Annotated in this window: 15 protein-coding genes and 2 pseudogenes; 7 read left to right on the plus strand and 10 right to left on the minus strand. The window is 65.2% G+C overall.

Translation table 11 applies throughout. From position 1 onward, the window contains the following. Window positions 1-30 precede the first annotated feature (30 nt). From F604_RS0102025 to F604_RS0102035, 3 genes are read right to left on the minus strand one after another with little or no spacing between them, the layout of a single operon-like run. Complete coding sequence (locus tag F604_RS0102025) at window positions 31-972, minus strand: electron transfer flavoprotein subunit alpha/FixB family protein (RefSeq protein ID WP_019550213.1); 942 nt, start codon at window positions 970-972, stop codon at window positions 31-33. A 9-nt stretch (window positions 973-981) separates the two neighbouring features. Next, window positions 982-1,725, minus strand: a complete 744-nt coding sequence (locus F604_RS0102030; protein ID WP_019550214.1) for an electron transfer flavoprotein subunit beta/FixA family protein — start codon at window positions 1,723-1,725, stop codon at window positions 982-984. 10 nt (window positions 1,726-1,735) lie between these two features. Beyond that, on the minus strand, window positions 1,736-2,881 hold the full coding sequence (locus F604_RS0102035; protein WP_026328918.1) for an acyl-CoA dehydrogenase family protein: 1,146 nt from the start codon (window positions 2,879-2,881) through the stop codon (window positions 1,736-1,738). A 113-nt stretch (window positions 2,882-2,994) separates the two neighbouring features. On the opposite strand from F604_RS0102035, the pseudogene F604_RS0102040 reads away from it, so the two are divergent. From F604_RS0102040 to F604_RS0102050, 3 genes and pseudogenes are all read left to right on the plus strand, one after another. Next, window positions 2,995-3,801: pseudogene (locus F604_RS0102040) on the plus strand (PAS domain-containing sensor histidine kinase); the annotation flags it as partial. Between the two features lie 20 nt (window positions 3,802-3,821). Further along, the gene (locus F604_RS0102045; RefSeq protein ID WP_015717193.1) at window positions 3,822-3,992 is read left to right on the plus strand and encodes a response regulator; all 171 of its coding nucleotides are present in this window, start codon (window positions 3,822-3,824) and stop codon (window positions 3,990-3,992) included. Between the two features lie 69 nt (window positions 3,993-4,061). Beyond that, the gene (locus F604_RS0102050) at window positions 4,062-5,138 is read left to right on the plus strand and encodes a TRAP transporter substrate-binding protein (protein WP_019550216.1); all 1,077 of its coding nucleotides are present in this window, start codon (window positions 4,062-4,064) and stop codon (window positions 5,136-5,138) included. A gap of 35 nt (window positions 5,139-5,173) precedes the next feature. Here F604_RS0102050 and F604_RS12485 read toward each other — a convergent pair whose 3' ends face one another. The 3 genes from F604_RS12485 to F604_RS0102070 form a co-directional block, all read right to left on the minus strand. Further along, the gene (locus F604_RS12485) at window positions 5,174-5,560 is read right to left on the minus strand and encodes a molybdopterin dinucleotide binding domain-containing protein (RefSeq protein WP_019550217.1); all 387 of its coding nucleotides are present in this window, start codon (window positions 5,558-5,560) and stop codon (window positions 5,174-5,176) included. Window positions 5,561-5,981: 421 nt separating this feature from the next. Continuing rightward, the gene (galK, locus tag F604_RS0102065) at window positions 5,982-7,025 is read right to left on the minus strand and encodes a galactokinase (RefSeq protein WP_019550219.1); all 1,044 of its coding nucleotides are present in this window, start codon (window positions 7,023-7,025) and stop codon (window positions 5,982-5,984) included. A 7-nt stretch (window positions 7,026-7,032) separates the two neighbouring features. Then, window positions 7,033-7,893 carry a metal ABC transporter substrate-binding protein gene (locus tag F604_RS0102070; protein ID WP_019550220.1) on the minus strand — a complete coding sequence of 287 codons (861 nt, stop codon included), beginning with the start codon at window positions 7,891-7,893 and terminating at the stop codon, window positions 7,033-7,035. A gap of 89 nt (window positions 7,894-7,982) precedes the next feature. Here F604_RS0102070 and F604_RS0102075 point away from each other — a divergent pair, with 89 nt between their 5' ends. From F604_RS0102075 to F604_RS0102085, 3 genes are read left to right on the plus strand one after another with little or no spacing between them, the layout of a single operon-like run. Further along, window positions 7,983-9,308: an aminotransferase class III-fold pyridoxal phosphate-dependent enzyme gene (locus F604_RS0102075; protein ID WP_019550221.1), complete on the plus strand. Its 1,326-nt coding sequence runs from the start codon at window positions 7,983-7,985 to the stop codon at window positions 9,306-9,308. 9 nt (window positions 9,309-9,317) lie between these two features. Then, a complete protein-coding gene (locus F604_RS0102080) occupies window positions 9,318-10,988 on the plus strand; it encodes an ABC-ATPase domain-containing protein (protein WP_019550222.1) in 1,671 nt (556 codons plus the stop codon). A gap of 10 nt (window positions 10,989-10,998) precedes the next feature. After that, window positions 10,999-12,711 carry an aldehyde ferredoxin oxidoreductase C-terminal domain-containing protein gene (locus F604_RS0102085; RefSeq protein ID WP_019550223.1) on the plus strand — a complete coding sequence of 571 codons (1,713 nt, stop codon included), beginning with the start codon at window positions 10,999-11,001 and terminating at the stop codon, window positions 12,709-12,711. On the opposite strand, the gene F604_RS0102090 is transcribed toward F604_RS0102085, so the two are convergent. Then, entirely contained in the window at window positions 12,684-12,977 is a 294-nt protein-coding gene (locus F604_RS0102090) for a hypothetical protein (RefSeq protein ID WP_338065565.1), read from the minus strand. The two genes, F604_RS0102085 and F604_RS0102090, sit on opposite strands and share 28 nt — an antisense overlap. 108 nt (window positions 12,978-13,085) lie before the next feature. On the opposite strand from F604_RS0102090, the gene pxpB reads away from it, so the two are divergent. Beyond that, entirely contained in the window at window positions 13,086-14,627 is a 1,542-nt protein-coding gene (gene pxpB, locus F604_RS0102095; RefSeq protein WP_019550225.1) for a 5-oxoprolinase subunit PxpB, read from the plus strand. Here the strand turns inward: pxpB and F604_RS0102100 are convergent. The 3 genes and pseudogenes from F604_RS0102100 to F604_RS0102110 all read right to left on the minus strand — a co-directional run. Next, window positions 14,624-15,826, minus strand: coding sequence for a thiolase family protein (locus tag F604_RS0102100; RefSeq protein ID WP_019550226.1), 1,203 nt, complete (start codon window positions 15,824-15,826; stop codon window positions 14,624-14,626). The genes pxpB and F604_RS0102100 overlap by 4 nt on opposite strands. 121 nt (window positions 15,827-15,947) lie before the next feature. After that, window positions 15,948-17,939 (minus strand): thioredoxin domain-containing protein, encoded by a 1,992-nt coding sequence (locus F604_RS0102105; RefSeq protein WP_019550227.1) that lies wholly within the window; start codon window positions 17,937-17,939, stop codon window positions 15,948-15,950. A 109-nt stretch (window positions 17,940-18,048) separates the two neighbouring features. Further along, a pseudogene (locus F604_RS0102110) lies at window positions 18,049-18,322 on the minus strand (transposase); the annotation flags it as partial.

Here is an 18,322-nt window from a genome sequence, read left to right on the forward strand (position 1 = left end):
TCCCTGCCCGCCCTTTGCTACCCGCCGTAGCTAGTCCTTAAGCTTCTTGACCGCCTGGATCAAGGCGGGAAGCACCTGGTGCACATCCCCCACGATGCCGTAGTCGGCGTGCTTGAAGATGGGGGCCTCGGGGTCCTTGTTTACCGCCACGATGTACTTGCTCTTGTTCATCCCCGCCAGGTGCTGGACCGCCCCGGAAACTCCCAGGGCAATGTACAGGGAAGGTTGCACGGTCTTCCCCGTCTGGCCCACCTGTTCGCTATAGGGACGCCAGCCGGCATCCACCACCGCCCGGGTGGCTCCCACAGCCCCGCCCAGAAGGGCGGCAAGCTCCTCCACCTGCTTGAAGGCCTCGGGGCCACCCATGCCCCGGCCTCCCGTGACCACCACATTTGCCTCGGTGAGGGAGACGCCCTTTTTCTCCTCCTGCACCCTCTCCAGCACCTCCACGGTGGGAACCGGAGGGATGGGAAGCGCCACCACCTGGCCCGCCTGTTCCAGGGGTTCCGCCAGGGGAGTGGTGTTGGGCTTCACCGTGAGGACCACGGGAAGCGCGGCCCGCACCTTCTGAGTCACCCGGTTCAGGTAGGCATAGCGGGTGGCATAGACCATCCCCCCCTCGGCCCAGGACTCCAGGGTGTCCTCCAGGAGGCCGGCCTTCAGGGCGTAGGCCACCCGCCCCAGGTAGGTCCGGCTCTGCCGGGAGGAGGGGGCGACGATGGCCTTGACCCCGTCCTTGGCGGCCGCCAGCACCCCGGCGGCCCACTTCTCGGGGGTGTAGGGGCCGAGCTCGGCCACGAACAGGGTGGCCACGTGGCCTCGGGCCTCCTCCACGGGTGCCTGCCCCTCGCTCAAAAGGACCCCAGCCACCTGGGTGCCCAGGGCCTCGGCCAGGGCCCGGGCCCGGGTGAGGGCCTCGAGGCTCCCCTTCCTCAGCCTGTTGCCGTCGTGGTCCAGAACCACCAGGATCATCTCCGCCTCCTAGATCACCTTGGCTTCCTCGTGCAGAAGCCGCACCAGTTCCTCGGCGGCCTGGGCGGGGTCCTTGCCGTCCAGGACCTTGCCCAGGCGGGCCTTTTCCTGGATTTCCTCGGAAAGGAGTTCCACCTTGGGGCTCAGGCTCACCTGCACCTTGCGGATCTCCTTCTTCTTGGCCTTCATGATGCCGGGCAGGGTGGGGTAGCGGGGTTCGTTCAGGCCTTGTTGCGTGGTGAAGACCGCAGGAAGCCGCACCCGTACCCACTCCGCGCCCTCGTCCAGGTCGTGCTTGGCCCTGGCGGTTTCCCCTTCCAGCTCGAGGGCCGTGGTCCAGGCCACCACCGGCACGCCCAGGGCTTCCGCCAGAGCCCCGCCCAGGGCCTGGCTATCCCAGTCCGCCTGTTGCCCGCCCGTGAGGATGAGGGTAGGGGATTCCTCCTTCAGGATGGGGGCCAGGGCCTCGGCCACGGTCACGGGATCGGCATACCCCTCGTAAACCACGTGGATGCCCCGGTCCATCCCCATGGCCAAGGCGGTGCGGATGGCTTCCTCGGTGCGCTCGGGGCCGAAGCCCACCACGATGGCCTCGCCCCCGTGCTTCTCCTTTAGGCGAAGGGCTTCCTCCACCCCGTACTCGTCCATCTGGTCCAGGATCAGGGTGGCCCCGGAAAGATCCACCCGATCCCCCTGGATCCTCAGCCTGCTTTCCCCGTCCGGTACCTGCCTGATGACCGCCACGAACTTCATCCCTTACCTCCTATTCCGCCAGGAGATGCCTGGCGATGATGAGCCTTTGGATCTCGTTGGTGCCCTCGTAGATCTGGTTGAGCTTCACGTCCCTCAAGAGCTTCTCCACCGGGAACTCCCGCACGTACCCGTAGCCCCCGTGGATCTGGATGGCCTGGTTGGCGGCTTCAAAGGCGATTTCCGAGGCATAGGCCTTGGCGATGGCGCTGGCGTGGGCATGGGGCAGGCCCTGATCGGCGAGCCAGGCGGCGTAGTAGGTGTACATGCGGGCGGTTTCTATGCCGATCATCATGTCCGCCAGCTTGAACTGGATGGCCTGGAAGCTCGCGATGGGCTGGCCGAAGGCTTCCCGTTCCTTGGCGTACTTTTTGGCCTCGTCCAGGGCCCTTCGCGCCACCCCCACGCTTCCCGCCGCCACGGGGATGCGGGTTTTGTTGAGGGTGTTCATGGCGATCTTGAACCCTTCTCCTTCCTCCCCCAGGCGGTTTTGCACGGGTACCTTGACCTCCTCAAACACCAGCTCGTAGGTTCCCGAGGCCCTTTGCCCCATCTTCCCGTGGATCTTCACGGCGCTGAAGCCCGGGGTGCCCTTTTCCACCACCAGGGCCACCACCCCCTTGTGGCGTAGCTCGGGGTTCAAGGTGGCGAAGACCACCACCCACTCGGCCTCGCCCCCGTTGGAGATCCACATCTTGGTGCCGTTAAGGATGTAGTAATCCCCCTGGCGCACCGCCCGGGTCTTGAGGGCGGCGGCATCCGAGCCGTTTCCCGGCTCGCTGAGGGCGAAGGCGGCCAGGGCGGGTTTCTCGGTAAGGGGCTTGAGGAAGCGGCGCTTTTGTTCCTCATTGCCGGCTAGAAGCACGGGAGTGATCCCCAAATCGCTGGCCATGGGGATGGTATAGATGCCCATGCAGGCGTAGGCCAGTTCTTCCCCCACGATGACCTCGTCCAGCATCTTGAGGCCCATCCCCCCGTACTCCTCGGGGATGATGGCGTTCAGGAGGCCCACCTCGTGGAGCTTTTCTATGACCGGCCAAGGCACCTCTTCCTTCTCGTCGTATTCCTGGGCCACGGGGAGGATGACCTCCTTGGCGAAGCGCCGGGCCAGGGCCTGGAGCTGCCGTTGTTCCTCGGTGAGGCTGAAGTCTATGGGCATAACCTCCTCCTTGGCGGCCTGCCAGGGGTGGGGCCTAGGGCCCACTCTTTGACCCAGTCTAAGATTTTGCCCACCCCCTTGCAACCCCGCCTCAATGCTACCATTGAAGGCAGATGAGAACCTCGGGCCAATTGGAGATCCTTGGACGTTTTCAGCGAGCCTTATTGAAAGACCTGGAGCCTGTGCAAATACTCCGGAACCTCCTCGAGGTGGCCACGGACGAAGGAGTGGAGCGGGCAGCCCTCTTCCTCTACCACCGGGAAACCCGGGAGCTGGTGGGGGAGGTGGCCTCGGGCCGGGGCCGCCACTACACGGTTTCCGCCATCGCCCTCCCCCTATACGCAAAAGGGCATGTGCAGGAGGCCTTTTTCGCCGAAGGTCCCGTGCGGCGGGGAGAGGAATGGCTTTTGCCGGTGGTGGGGGAGGAGGCCTCGTACTGCTGGGCCGATCCCGAGGCCCGCTGCACGGTCCGCCCCCGGGCCACTCGGGAGACCCGCTTCCTGGTCTGTCCTAGCTGCGCTTACTTTTCGCCCAAGGGGGTGTTGAGCCTGGAGGGAGTTCCCCAGACCCTGAGGCCTCTTCTGCCCCTTCTGGCCCAGCTCACGGCCCTGGCTTTGAAAAACGGAGAGCTCCTGTCGGAGCGAAACCGGGCTTTGGCGGAGCTTTCCCGTCACGCGGAGGCCCTATCCCACGTGAGCGCCTTGGCCCGGGAGGTGGTCAAGGCCCTGGAGCCCGCTGCCGTGCTGGAAACCCTGGCCCAGGCTCTTTCGGAGCGCTTCGGTTTCTTCCGGGTGACCGTGGCCCTGGTGAAGGGGGAGGAGGGCAAGGATTACCTGGAGGGCTACCTCACGGTGCGGGGAAAAGACGTGTACTGGACGGAGGGCATCAGCCACATCCGCCTGCCCCTGGCTTCTTCCCCCGCCTCGAGGTGATCCAGAGGATGCGGGCCTTGGGCCTTTCCACGCCCATTCTGGCCCTTTCCGCCAGCGTTTCCGAGAAAAGCCGGCGGGAGGCCCTCGAGGCGGGGGCCCAAGCCTTCCTGGGCAAGCCCTTTGAAACCCAGACCCTGTTGGCCCAGGTGGACCGGCTGTTGGCCCGGGAAGAAGGGTAATGGGCCTTCGGACGGCCTGAATAGCCTGGGGCGGGCTGGTGTATACTTATACGCGAAAAGGAGGAAGATATGAGGCGGAGGCAGTTTCTCAAAGGGGTAGGGGTGGGTTTGGCGGCAAGCCTTTCCTACAGGGCCTTTGCCCAGGCCGCTCCGCAGGTGCGCTGGCGGCTGGTGTCCAGCTATCCCCGGAGCCTGGATACCCTCTATGGCGGTGCCGAGGATTTGGCCAAGCGGGTGGCGGAACTCACCGGCAACCGCTTCCAGATCCGGGTTTACCAGGCGGGGGAGATCGTACCGGGGGGGCAGGTGCTGGATGCAGTCCAGCAGGGCGCGGTGGAGGCGGGCCACACCTATGGCCCCTTCTATGTGGGGAAGAACCCCACCCTGGCCTTTGACGGCGGCGTGCCCTTTGGCATGACCTACCGGCAGCACAACGCCTGGATGCGGTATGGGGGTGGTTTGGACCTCCTGCGCGCGGTCTATGCCGACTTCGGGGTGATGCAGTTCCCTGGGGGAAACACCGGGGCCCAAATGGGCGGCTGGTTCCGCCGCGAGATCCGGACCCTGGCTGACCTAAAAGGGCTCAGGATGCGGATCCCCGGCCTCGGAGGCCTGGTGATGGGGCGGCTTGGGGTGGTGCCCCAGACCCTGGCCGCCGGGGATATCTACCCGGCCCTGGAGCGGGGCACCATCGACGCCACCGAGTTCTCCGGCCCCTACGACGACGAGAAGCTGGGCTTTTATAAGGTGGCCCGCTTCTACTACTACCCCTCCTTCTGGGAACCCAGCGCCCAGCTTTCCTTCCTGGTTTCCCAAAGAGAGTGGCAGAGGCTTCCCAAGGAGTTCCAGGAGGCTTTCCAGGTGGCGGCGGCGGAGGTCAACCTCACCATGATGGCCAAGTGCGATGCCCAGAACCCTCCGGCCCTGAACCGCCTTCTCAAGGCGGGGGTGCGCCTGCGCCGCTGGCCTGGGGAGATCATGAAGAAGGCCCTCGAGGAAGCCCGGGCCTTGTACGAGGAACAGGCGGCCAAGGACGCCACCTACCGCAAGGTGTATTCCGCTTACTGGGCCTTCCGCAACGAACAGTACCGCTGGTTCTCCGTGGCCGAGCTGGGCTATGAGAGCTTCGCCTTCCCCACGGTCTAATACCCCCCTGGCGTACGCCAGGGGCCCCCGGGGGTTTAGTCCAGCTTCTCTAGCCGCACCGCGCTCACCTTGTACTCGGGGATGCGGCTGAAGGGATCCAGGGCGTCCGTGGTGAGGCGGTTGGCGGGGGCCTCTCTGAAGTGGAAGGGGGCGTAGACCACCCCCTCTGGGGTACGGTCTGTGGCCCAAGCCTTGGCCCGGATCCGGCCCCGGCGGCTCACCACCTGGATGATCTCCCCGTCCCCGATGCCCAGCCTTTGGGCATCCTTGGGGTTTACTTCCACCTTGAGCTCCGGATAGGCTTCCTTGAGCTGGCTGTTGCGGCTTAGGGTGCCCCCGTGCCAGCGGTAAAGCACCCGGCCCGCGGAGAGGGTGAGGGGGTATTCCTCGGAGGGGGTTTCCGCGGGCGGGGTGAAGTGCACGGGAATGAACCGGGCCCTTCCCGAAGGGGTATTGAAGCTTGAAGTTGCCCGGTTCCGATTCGTCGGCGTTCACCACCAGATACCTGGGGGACTCCCCCCGGGCCACGGCCCGCATTTTGATGTGGGCGGGAAAGGCGGCTCCTCCCCGGCCCAGGAGCCCAGCCTCCTCCACGGCCTCGAGGATGGCCTCCGGGGCCAGGAGGTTTTTCAGGACCCTCCGCAAGAACACCAACCCTCCCAGCGCTTCATACTGGTCAAGTTCCAGGATGGGTTCGGGAGGGAGGAGCCGGTTCCCATACCCTAGGGCGAAGGGAAGGCGAAACTCCCTTCTCCTCGCTTAGGGGAAGGCGGGCATCCAGGAGGGGGAGGAGGCTTGGCTTTTCCATGCCCTTAGCTTACCTGGCCGAGGGGGCTAGGCGGGTCAAAGGAGGCGGAGATGGGGAAAACGGGAGAGGAGGTGGTTTTGGAAACCTTCCATGCGGTCTTCGGGCACCAGGGCCACCACCGCCCCGCCGAACCCCGCCCCCGTGAGCTTGGCTCCGTAGGCTCCGGCCCTCAAGGCTTCTTCCACCAGGGTGTCCAGTTCCGGGAGGCTTACCCCATAGTCTTGGGAGAGGGAGCGATGGCTTTGCACCATGAGTTCGCCGAAGGCCCGGGCATCCCCTCTTCGTAGGGCTTCTACCCCCCTTAGCACCCGGAGGTTCTCCCCCACGATGTGCCGTGCCCTTTTGTCCAAGGGGGAGGGAAGGCTCTCCACCAGGCAAAGGTCCCCGATGTCCCTAAGGCTTCGCACCCCAAGCCGCCTGGCTGCCTCCTCCGCTTCCTTGCGCCTTTCGTTGTACCCGGCGCTGGCCAGGCGCCGCTTTAAGCCCAGGTCTAGGACGGCCACCCGGCTCCTTGGAGGAAGGGGTAGGTTCTCGTGTTCCAGGGTCCGGGTGTCCAGGAAAAGGGCCTTGCCCACCTCGCCCAGGCTGGCGGCCATCTGGTCCATGATGCCGCAGCGCACCCCCACGTACTCCACCTCCGCCTTCTGGCCCAGAAGGGCGATTTCCTTGTCGGAAAGGGGCAGGTGGTAGAGGAGGCGCAGGGCCTTTAGCGCCGCCACCTCGAGGGCCGCCGAGCTGGAAAGCCCTGCCCCTATGGGGACCCTGCTCCGCACGTAAAAGCGAGCCCCGGGAACCCCGTACCCCGCCTCCCTCAGGGCCCAGACCACCCCCAGGAGGTAGTCCAGAAAGTCCCCCTGGGCCGGGCTTTCCAAAGGCCGGGCCCTGAGCTCCCTGAGCGCCTCGCTGTAGGCCTCTACCCGGCCCTCCCCTTTGGCGGCCTCCACCTGGGTGAAGTAGGGGAGGGGGGTGGGAAGGACGTAACCCTCCTGATAGTCGGTGTGCTCCCCCAAGAGATTCACCCGCCCCGGGGCCTGGGCGCTGGCCTCGGGCAGGGTGCCGAAGACTTCTTTAAACCCCATGCCTCCATTATGGGCATAGGGCTTTGAGGTTGTGGTCCAAAAGGGCCAGGTAGCTGGGCACCCTTCGGTCCAGGGTGTCGGTATAGAGGACGACGATGCGGGCTCCCAGGGCCTCAGCCAGGGCCTTGAGGGCGGTTCCCTGGAACTGGGGTTCGGCCAGGACCAGCTTTACCCCCTCCCGGCGCGCTCGCTCCAGGAGCGTGAGGAAGGTCCGGGTTCCCGCCTCCTGCACCCCCGAGGCGGTGAGGCTACCCACCACCCGCAGGCCGTACCGGCGGGCAAAATAGGCGAAGGCATCGTGCTGGGTGACCACCTTGAGGCCCTTTAGGTTGCAGGCTTGGAAGGCCTTATCGCGCCTTTCCACCTCCGCCTTAAAGCGCTTTAGGTTGGCCTGGTAGATGGCCTTTCCTTTGGGGTCCAGCTGGGAGAGTTCCTGGGCGATGTGCTCGGCATAACGCAGGGCGTAGGTGGGGTCCAGCCACAGGTGGGGGTTGCAGGGGCCGTGGGCGTGCTCTCGTTCTTCCGGGTTTTCCTCTTGGTGCTCCTCCTGGCAGATGAGGCCGGGTTGCCCTTCCGCCAGCTTCACCACCCGGGCGCCTTGGGGGAGGAGGCGTTGCAGCTTGGGCAAGAAGGGCTCGAAGCCCAGGCCATTGGCGAAGAGAAGGCGGCTTCGGGCCAGGTTTTTGGCGGTGCTGGGGGTGGGTTCAAAGGTGTGTGGGTCGGCCCCTGGGGGGACCACGCTTTCTACCTTGACCCGGTTCCCCCCCACCTGGGACACCAGGTCGGCCAGGAGGGGGGTGGTGGCCGCCACCTGCACCTGGGCCCAGGCTTGGGAAAGGAGGAGGAGCAACAGGGCTAGCCGTGGCATGAGGTAATGATAAACCATTATCGGTATAGCCGCAAGCCTCCCTGGGCCGCCCACGGGCTTATGAAGGGGCACGGTATACTCAGGGGGAAATGAGCCTAAAAGCCCTCCACAAGAAGCACGTCCTAACCCCCTGGGTGGCCCAGGCTCCCCTTAACCCCCCCTTGGTGGTGCGGGGTGAGGGGGTCTGGCTGTACGACGAGGAGGGGCGGCACTACCTGGACCTTTCCAGCGGCCTGGTGGCCTTGAACCTGGGCCATGGCCACCCTAGGCTGGTGCGGGCCATTGCCGAGCAGGCGGCCATCTTGGCCTATGCAGCCCCTAGCCTTTTCCACGATAAGCGGGCCCTTCTCGCCAAGGCCTTGTCTGACCTCTCCCCCTGGCCCGAAGGAGCCAGGGTCTTTTTCACCCCCTCGGGAACCGAGGCCAACGAGGACGCCCTGAAGTTCGTGCGCCACCTCACCGGCCGCTTCAAGGTCCTTGCCGCCTACCGGTCCTTCCACGGGGCCACCCACGCCTCCGCCAGCCTTACGGGGGAAAACCGCCGCTGGCCCTCCGAGCCGGGCAATGCCCCCGGGGTGGTCCACTTCTTCGCCCCCTATCCCTACCGGAGCCCCTTTTACACGGAAGACCCCAAGGAGGAAACCGCCCGGGCTCTGGACCACCTGGAGAGGGTTCTCCTCCACGAGGATCCCAAGCGGGTGGCGGCCATCTTCTTAGAGCCTGTGGTGGGCTCCAATGGCGTCATCGTCTACCCGGAAGGGTACCTCGAGGGGGTACGGGCTCTTTGCGACCGGCATGGCATCCTTCTGGTCTTTGACGAGGTGATGACCGGCTTCGGGCGCCTGGGGGCAGCCTTTGCCGCCCTGCGGTTTGGCGTGGTCCCGGACCTCATCACCTTCGCCAAGGGGGTCACCTCCGCCTACGTGCCCTTAGGAGGGGTGCTCGTGCGGGAGACCCTGGCCCGCTACTTTGACGAGAACCCCTTGCCCACAGGTCACACCTACGCCGGGCATCCCTTGGCGGTGGCGGCGGGGCTGGCCTCCCTTGAAGCCTACCGGGAGGAAGGCCTCTTCGAGCGGGTTTTGGCCATGGAGGGTTTCTTCCAGGAAAGCCTGAAGGCCCTAAAGGACCGGCATCCCGTGGTGGGGGATGTCCGGGGGCTTGGGGCCTTTTACGCCTTGGAGCTGGTTCGGGACCGGGGCACCAAGGAACCCCTTTCCCCCTGGCACGCTCCCTTTAGCCCTGCCATGCAGGCCCTGCAAAAGGCCTTGTGGCAGGAGGGGGTTTACCTCCTGGCCAAGCACAACATCCTGGTGGTGGCTCCACCCCTCACCATAAAGGAGGAGGAGTTCTTGGAAGGTGTGGAACGCCTTTCCCGCGCCCTCAGGCAGGTGGAGGTGGAGGCTTTGGGCTAACCTGGAAGGGTGCGGCGGCTGGAGGAGCTTTTTACTTTCCTGGCCTCCCTCGAGGGGAGGCCTTACCCTTTTTACAAGGATCTAAAGGGAACCTGGAGGGGTGAGGGGTTTGACCTGCGCTTTGTCCACGTGCAGGGGGATCCCTTCGCCACCCCAAGCGTTGTGGAGGTGCGCTATCCGGCTAGGGCCCTGGAGAAACTTCGGGTCTACCGCCACCCTACGGGTAAGGTGGCGGTAGAGGACTTCCTCCTCAGGGCCCTCAAGGCCCGGTTCCGCCACCTGCCCTTTTACGGAGGGAGCGGGCACTCGGGGAGGGTCTTTGTGGAGGTGGAAAGCCCCAAGGTGTTGCGGCGGGCTGGGGCCCATCTTGGCCAGGAGGCGCTTTACCTGCGCTTCCGGGTGGGGCTTCCTGCCTCGGGCCGAAGGATTTTGGGTAAGGAGGCGGAGAGGCTTTTCCGGGCCCTGGGGGAGCACCTTCGGGGATTTCTGTGGGAACTGGATGGGAGGGCCCTGGTGTCCCAGGTCCAGCAGGTGGAGGACTTCGCCTACATTCAGGAGAGCCTTCCCCAAAGGGGCCTGGTGGCCTTCGTCGGGGATGGGGCCATCCTTCCCCGGGAAAGCGGGGTAAGCCAGAAGCCCTTAAGGGGGGCGGTTCCCTTCCAAAGCCCCCCTTCCTTGCGGGTTTCCTTTCGCGTACCCCACAAGGGCGAGGTCGTTGGGATGGGTCTTCCTCAGGGCGTCACCCTCATCACCGGCGGAGGCTTCCATGGGAAAACCACCCTCCTCGAGGCCTTGATTCACGGGGTCTATCCCCATATTCCCGGGGATGGGCGAGAGTGGGTGGTGGCCCATGCCCTGGCCCAGAGGGTCCAGTCCGAGGATGGCCGAAGCGTGAAGGGCGTGGACCTAAGGCCCTTCGTGCACGACCTTCCCCTGGGCCAGGACACCTCTTTCTTCTCCACGGAGGATGCCTCGGGGTCCACCAGCCTGGCGGCCGCCATCCTGGAGGCCCTGGAGCTGGGTGCCCGGGTGCTTCTCCTGGACGAGGATACCTCCGCCACCAACCTCCTGGTGCGGGATGCCCGCATGCAGGCCCTGGTGCAGCGGGAAACCCTCACCCCTCTTCTGGACCGGGTTCAGGACTTTAAGGCCAGGGGGATCAGCCTGATCCTGGTGGTGGGCGGGGTGGGGGACTACCTGGACCTGGCGGACACGGTCTTGCTACTGGAGGAGTACCGGCCGAGGGAGGCCACCCTGGAGGCCAAGGCCATCGCCCAAGCCCACCCCACGGGGCGGGCTTTTGGCGAGTCCCGGTATCCCCTTGCCGTGGCTTCCCGGGCTCCCTTGCCCGAAAGCTTTGATCCCAGGCGGGGCAGGAAGGCCCGGGTAAAGGGTCGGGGCCTCAGGGAGCTGGTCTACGGGGAGGAGGTGGTGGACCTATCCGCCCTGGACCTCTTTGAAAACGCCCAGGTGCGGGCTTTGGGGGCATGGTTCCAGCGGCTTTGGCGGCAGGCGGACGGCAAGACACCCTTGCGGAAGCTGGTGGAGGCGGTGCCGGGAGGGATAGAGGATCTTTTTTCCCTGGAAGAGGCCCCTGAGGTGGCGGAGGTGCGTCCTCTGGAGCTGGGAGCGGCGGTGAACCGGCTCCGGAGCCTGGAGGTGCGGCGGGGGGAGGGGTAGAATCAGAACCATGTGGCGGTCCTTGGGGGTTGATCTGGGGAGGAAGCAGGTTCGGTGGGAAGGGGTTTCCCCCGAGGAGGTGGCCTATGGCGGCCGCTACCGCACGGGGCGGCTTCTTCTGGAGCGGGAAGCCTACCGCATGGATCCCCTTTCCCCGGAGAACCCCCTGGTGTTCGCCGTGGGTGCCCTGGCGGGCACGGGGTTTTCCAACGCCAACCGCACCAGCGTGGGCACGCGAAGCCCCCTCACTCTGGGGATCAAGGAGGCCAACGGGGGCGGCACCTTCGGTTACGCCCTGGGCCAGATGAAGCTTTCCCACCTGGTCCTCGAGGGGGCAAGCTCCGACTGGGTGGTCCTCCGCATCACCCGGGAGGGCCAGGTCTTCTTTGACCCGGCTAAGGACCTTCTCGGCCTCGGGAACTTTGAGGCGGCGGCCAAGCTCTTTGCCGCCTACGGCAGGAAGATCGCCTTCGCCCTTCTGGGGCCGGTGGGGGAGTATCTGGGCCTTCTTTCCGGCATCGCCTTTTCGGACATCGACGGCAGGCCTTCCCGCCTGGCGGCCCGGGGGGGCGTGGGGGCGGTGATGGGCAGCAAGCGGGTCAAGGCCATCGTGGTGGAGGTGCCGGGGAAGGCGGAGGTCTGGGATAAGCCCAAGGTCACCGAATTCATCCGCCGGTACGCGGAGCTTCTTCGCCAGGACCCCTTGGTCATGAAGTTCTATAACGCCATCGGCACCATGGGAATGGCGGACTTCCAGAATGCCTTCGGGGGGCTTCCCGTGAGGAACTTTCGCCAGGGCCAGCTGGCCTCCCCGGAGGAGTTCCGCATGGGCGGCCAGTACATTGCTCCCCTTAACAAGGCCCGGGGAGGGAAACACACCCACGCCTGCATGCCTGGATGCGTGATCCAGTGCTCCAACGTCATCGTGGACGAAAAGGGAGAGGAGGTGGTCTCCCCCCTGGAGTACGAGACCATCGGCCTTATGGGCACCAACTGTGGCCTCACCGATCCGGACCAGCTCGCCCGCCTCAATCGCCTGGCCAACGACCTGGGGGTGGACACCATAGAAACCGGGGCCACCTTGGCCCTTTTCATGGAAAAGGGAGAGGCGGACTTCGGGGACTATGCCTTCATGGAGGCCAGGCTCAAGGCCCTCTACACCCCAAGTGAGGAGGCCCGCTTCCTGGCCCAAGGCACGGCCCGGGTGGGGGAGGCGCTTGGGCTTAAGCGGGTTCCCGTCATCAAGCGCCAGGCCATCAGCGCCTACGATCCCAGGGTGGTGGAGGCCACGGGGATCACCATGATGATCACCGCCCAGGGAGCGGACCACACCGCGGGGAACGCCCCCCGGCTGGAAACCCGGGCCATGCCCGTGGAGGAGATCCTCGAGGCCAGTTACCAGGCCCAGGTAAACGCCGCCGCCAACGACGCCCTGGGCCTTTGCGTCTTCGGGGGAAGCGTGACCAACAAGCAGGTGGAGTTCATTGTGGAAAGCGTAAACGCTGCCTTGGGCACCCACCTCACCCCTCCTTTTTGGAAGGAGCTTGGAGAAAGGGTTTTGCACCTGGAGCACCGCTTCAACCACCTGGCGGGCTTCACCCACGAGGAGGACCGCCTTCCGGCTTTCTTTTACGAGGAGCCCCTGCCTCCCAAGGGCTACACCGCCCGCTTCCGCCCCGAGGACCTTGCTTCCCTTTACGAGAGGCTCCACCAAGGGTCGTAAAGCCCAGGTGCTTGGGCGCTAAGGGGAAGGGCCTCTCCCTCCAGGAAGCGCCGAGCGTAAAGGTGGGAAAGCTCGGGGAAGGGATCCTGGGCCACCTTCTCCAGCGCATAGACCGCCACGGCATCCGCCAGGACCCGCAACGCTTCCTTGGCATACCAGGTACCTTCTTCTGTAAGCCTGGCCAACGCCTTTTCCGCATACTTCAGGGCCTCGGGATGTTGGCGGAGCATGTCCAAAAGGGGCTCGTGGGCCTGCTTCTTGGCCATGGCTTCCAGCATGTCCAGGGCCTGGATGTTGGCGGGGCCCTCCCAGATAGGGGTGATGAGGGCCTCGCTAAACCTGGAGGCTAGGGAGCGTCAAGGTAGAGTGGAGGGGTGGAGGGCTTTTACCTGGTTCTTGGGGAAGGGCTTTCCGAGGAGGCCAACCGCCGGGCCCAGGCCTTGGCTAGGGCTCTCCTTAAGGCTCCCCCGGAAGGGCTTTGGGACGCCATTCCTGCTTACGGCACCCTCTACCTGGAGTACGACTCCAGGAGGCTTTCCAGAGCCCGGCTCCTAAGGTTTCTCCGCCGCCTAGCCTCTTTTTCGCCGGAAGAAGAGGGGAAGTATGTGGAGATCCCCGTGCGCTACGACGGAGAGGATCTGCCGGAGGTGGCCCACCGCACCGGGCTTTCTTTGGAGGCCGTCAGGCGCCTACACCAGGCCCCCCTGTACCGGGTCTATGCCCTGGGCTTCACTCCCGGCTTTCCCTTCCTGGCTCCTGTGGCGGAGGCCTTGCGCCTCCCAAGGCGGCCCCATCCAAGGCCTCGAGTCCCTGCCCATAGCCTGGCCATGGCCGGGCCGCAAACGGGCATCTACCCCCTGCCTTCCCCCGGGGGCTGGCACCTGCTGGGTACTGCCTTGGTGGCCGTTTACGATCCCCATCGGGAGGAACCCTTTCTCCTCAGGCCTGGGGACCGGGTGCGCTTCCGGGAAGCCGAGGGTTCCACTCCCCCGGAGCCCAGCCCCTTGGCCCTACTTCCCGAGGAGCCCCGGATTCCCGCCCTGCGGGTGGAGGAGCCGGGGCTTATGGATCTGGTGGTGGATGGGGGACGGTTCCTGGCGGGCCACCTGGGCTTGGCCCGTTCCGGGCCCTTGGATCCCTACTCCGCCTCCCTGGCCAACCGCCTGGTGGGGAATCCCCCGGGCGCACCCCTTTTGGAGGTGGCCTACCGGGGCCCGGTCCTCACCGCTCTTAGGGATCTGGTGGCGGCGGTGGCGGGGTATGGGCTTACCGCCCTCCTGGAGGTGGAAGAGATCCCGCCGGGCCAGAGCTTTTTCTGGCCCAGGGGTAAAACCCTCTCCTTCCGGCCCCGGGGCCGGGGGGTGAGGATCTACCTGGCGGTGGCCGGGGGCCTCGAGGCCCGATCCTTCCTGGGGTCCGTTTCCCCGGACCTAAGGGGGAGGATCGGCCGTCCCTTGCGGGCAGGGGATGTACTGGGGCTTAAGGAGGAAAGGGCAGTGCGGCCAGGCCTCGCCTTCCGCCAGAGGCCCTTGCCGGAATCTTTCCGCATTCGCCTGCTTCCTGGATCCCAGTTTACGGAGGAGGCCTTCCGCACTCTCTTGTCTGCGCCGTTTCGCGTGGTGCGGGCTGACCGGATGGGCTTGGAGCTTTCGGGCCCGGAGGTTCCCGGAGGGGAGGGGCTTTCCGAGGCCACGCCCCTCGGGGGCATCCAGGTTCCTCCCTCAGGCCGGCCTTTGGTCCTCTTGGCGGATAAGGGGAGCCTGGGTGGTTATGCCAAGCCCGCTCGGGTGGCGCCGGAGGATTTGTGGTTGCTGGGGCAGGTGTGGCCGGGGGTGGAGCTATCCTTCACAAGCGGATTACATCGTGACAATAGGCACATAACACAGAAAGTCCCGTGGGAGGAGGAAATCCCCTAGACTGCCTCCACCACCATAGCGATTCCCTGACCCACACCGATGCACATGGTAGCCAGACCGAACTGAACTTTTCTGCGCTGCATTTCGTGGAGCAGGGTGGCGAGGATGCGGGCTCCGGAGGCTCCCAGGGGGTGGCCGATGGCAATGGCCCCGCCGTTGGGATTCAGACGGGGGTCCTCCATGTCCAGGCCCCACTCCCTGAGCACGGCGAGGCTCTGGGCGGCGAAGGCTTCATTGAGTTCAATCAGGCCGATGTCCTTCAGGGTAAGCCCTGCCCGTTCCAAGGCCTTCTTGGTGGCAGGCACTGGCCCGATGCCCATGATCCTGGGGGGAACCCCGGCCACGGCGATGCTCCGCACCCGGGCCAGGGGGTTGAGGCCGTGGGCCTTGGCGTAGGCATCGGAGACCAGGAGGACCGCGGCGGCCCCATCGTTCAGGGGGCTGGAGTTTCCTGCGGTCACCGTGCCCCCTTCCCGGAACACGGGCCTGAGCTGGGCCAGTTTCTCCAGGGAGGTATCCCTCCTTGGCCCCTCATCCACCTCCACCCGGACTTCCTCCTTCCCCCGCTTCACGGGCACGGGGACCACCTCCTTGGCGAAGCGCCCCTCGTCCCAGGCGCGGATGGCCTTTTGGTGGGAGAGGAGGGCGAAGCGGTCCTGTTCTTCCCGGGGGATCTGGTACATTTCTGCCAGGTTTTCGGCGGTTTCCCCCATGCTTTCCGTGCCGTAAAGGGCCTGCATTTTGGGGTTAATCAGGCGCCAGCCCAGGGTGGTGTCGTACATCACCTGATTGCCGGTGGGGAAGGGCCTTTCCGCCTTGGGTACCACAAAGGGAGCCCGGGACATGGACTCCACCCCGCTCCCGATGTAGACCTGGCCTTCCCCTGCCCAGATGGCCCGCACCGCCTGGGCCACTGCCTCCAGACCAGATCCGCAGAGGCGGTTGACCGTGCACCCCGCCACTTCCACGGGGAAACCCGCCAGGAGGAGGGCCATGCGGGCCACGTTGCGGTTGTCTTCTCCGGCTTGGTTGGCGCAGCCGGCGTAGACGTCCTCCACCTCCTCCTTGGGGACCCCGCTTCGTTCCATGAGGGCGGAGAGGGCGAGGGCCAGGAGATCGTCGGGGCGCACACTGGCCAGGGCTCCCCCGTGCTTGCCGATGGGGGTTCTGAGGGCTTCCACAATCCAGGCTTCGGGCATGGGACCTCCTTACCGACCGTTCGGTAACAGTGTAGGGGAACTAAGAGGGAAAGTCAATGTTGTTGGGGAGAGGAAAGGCACAAGGGAGTTTAATCGTGAAAGATCGGACAAACAAGGAGGGCTACCCACCGTAGACCGCCCGTACCTCCTCCACCAGGCTATTCACCTCTTCAACCGGTAACCGGCAGGCTCCCTCCCGGCACAGGTAGGCTCTTCCGGGCTCCCGCCCTAGAAGGCCCGGAAGGGCATCCGCTGGCCCCACCACCAACTGGGTAAGGGGTAGGTAAAGCTCCCGTACCGACTCCAGAATCGGGGAGGGCGTGGGGAGGGCAAGCTCCGTTCCTTCCTTGAGGAGGCGGTGAACCAGGAGCAAGCCAGGAAGGGCGTGGGGATGGCGCTCAAGCCACAGGGCCCCTTCCTCCAAAAGCAACTCGGCCCGCCTGCGGTAGTCCCCGCCAAAGGCCGCCTGCAAGCGCCAGAAGGCCTCGGCCAGGGCGCTTTTGTCAGAGGGAAGGGTGGTTTCCTCCACCTCCTTGGCGGGAAGGGGAAGGGCCTTCTGGGCCGGAGGGGTGCTTGGTCCTTCAAAACCCTCCCCTCGAAAGACCTCCCAGGCTGCCTCCGCCAACGACCTTGCCTTCTCCAGATAGGGCCACTCGCCGGTGGCGGTGTAAAGCTCCAGTAAGGCCAAGGCGGTGAAGCTTTGGTCTTGCAAGAAAGCCTCTTCCCCCAGGGCCCCGGCCCGCCACACGTGGCGCACAAGGCCGTCCTTGCCCATGGTTTCCACCAGGAAGTGGGCCCCGCGCCGGGCCGCCATCAAGTAGCGGTCGTCCCTTAAAAGCCTGCCCGCCTCGGCCAGGGCCCGCACCGCCAAGGCAGACCAGTCGGCTAAGACCTTGTCGTCCAAGTTGGGGGGCGTGCGACGTCGCCTTAAGGCAAGAAGCCTAGCCCGGAGGCCTTCCCGCCAGGCTGCAAAGCCCTCCCCCAGCTCCCTCTTTACCTCTTCCTCACCCCAGGCAGTAAGCACGTACCTGGGAGAGTTACCTCCCTCCACGGGCGGGGCTTTCCCCAGGGCAAAATAACGGTGGGCCAGGGGGTAATCCTCCCCCAGGGCCGCCCGCAGCTCGTCCGGAGTCCAGGTGTAGTAACGTCCTTCCTCCCCCTCGCTTTCCGCATCCAAAGCCGTGTAAAACCCTCCTTGGCCAGGGCTTTGCATGGAAAGAAGCCAGTCCAGGGTTTCCCGGGCCACCCTGAGAAAAAGGGGGTCGGCGAAGACCCGGTAAGCCCCCAGGTAGACCCGGGCCAGGAGGGCGTTGTCGTAAAGCATCTTTTCAAAGTGGGGGAGGTACCAGAAGCGGTCCACGGCGTAACGGTGGAACCCTCCACCCACCTGGTCGTAGACCCCACCCAGGGCCATGGCCCTTAGGGTCTTGTGGAGGATCCCGCGGGCCTCCTCCTTGCCCCGCCAGGCTAAGGAAAGGAGATAAAGGAGTAGGTTGCCCTGAGGAAACTTGGGTGCGGGGAGAAACCCACCCCACTCTGGGTCAAAGGAGCGGGCAAGAAACGACAAAGCTTTCTCTTCCACATCCTGAGGCACGGGTCCGGGAGCAGGAGTAAGGCTTCGCCAAAGGGCTCGGGAAAGGCGTTCCGCCTCCCTGGTGATGGCCTCCCGTTCCTCCCGCCAGGCCTGGGCTACCGCCAGGAGGACCCGTCTAAAAGAGGGAAGACTTCTGCGGTCTTCCTTGGGGAAATACGTTCCCCCAAAGAAGGGCTTCCCCTCCGGGGTGAGGAAGAGGCTCATGGGCCAGCCCCCCTGGCCGGTGAGGCTGATGAGGGCTTGCATATAGGCGGCGTCCACATCGGGCCGCTCCTCCCGGTCCACCTTCACCGGGATGAAGTACCGGTTGAGGATCCCCGCCACCTCGGGGTCTTTGAAGGACTCCCGGTGCATCACGTGGCACCAGTGGCAGGCGCTGTACCCCACGGAGAGGAATATGGGTTTATCCTCCTGCAAAGCCGCGCTAAAGGCTTCCTCCCCAAAGGGGTACCAGTCCACGGGGTCTTCCGCATGCTGGAGGAGGTAAGGGCTTCTAGAACCCCTTAGGCGGTTGGCCATGCCCTTAGCCTAGCCGCTCAGGGAGGGCTACAAAGGTAGCCATCTCACACGGCGCACCAGGCCCGTGGACTCCCTGAACCCGGACAGACACATGCCTTCGTGTGCTACCTCATAGCTCCACCCCGGCCATCCTGAGCAAGACCCGACTCCGAATGAGGTTGTGAACCAGCAGAATGAGGTTTATTCGGGCTACCAGGCCCCAGTAGGACCGAGCCTCTATCCGATGAAGGCCCAAAGACCGCACCATCACGCTGAACCGGACCTCAATCCAGTTCCTGACCCTCCCCATCCAACCTCTCCACCCCGTCTCCACCACCTTCCCCCCACGAACCCGGTAGGGCGGGGTCTTGACGCCTTGGACCCAACGGAATCCCCGGTCCCCC

Source organism: Thermus scotoductus DSM 8553 (assembly GCF_000381045.1).
Classification (GTDB): Bacteria; Deinococcota; Deinococci; order Deinococcales; family Thermaceae; genus Thermus; species Thermus scotoductus.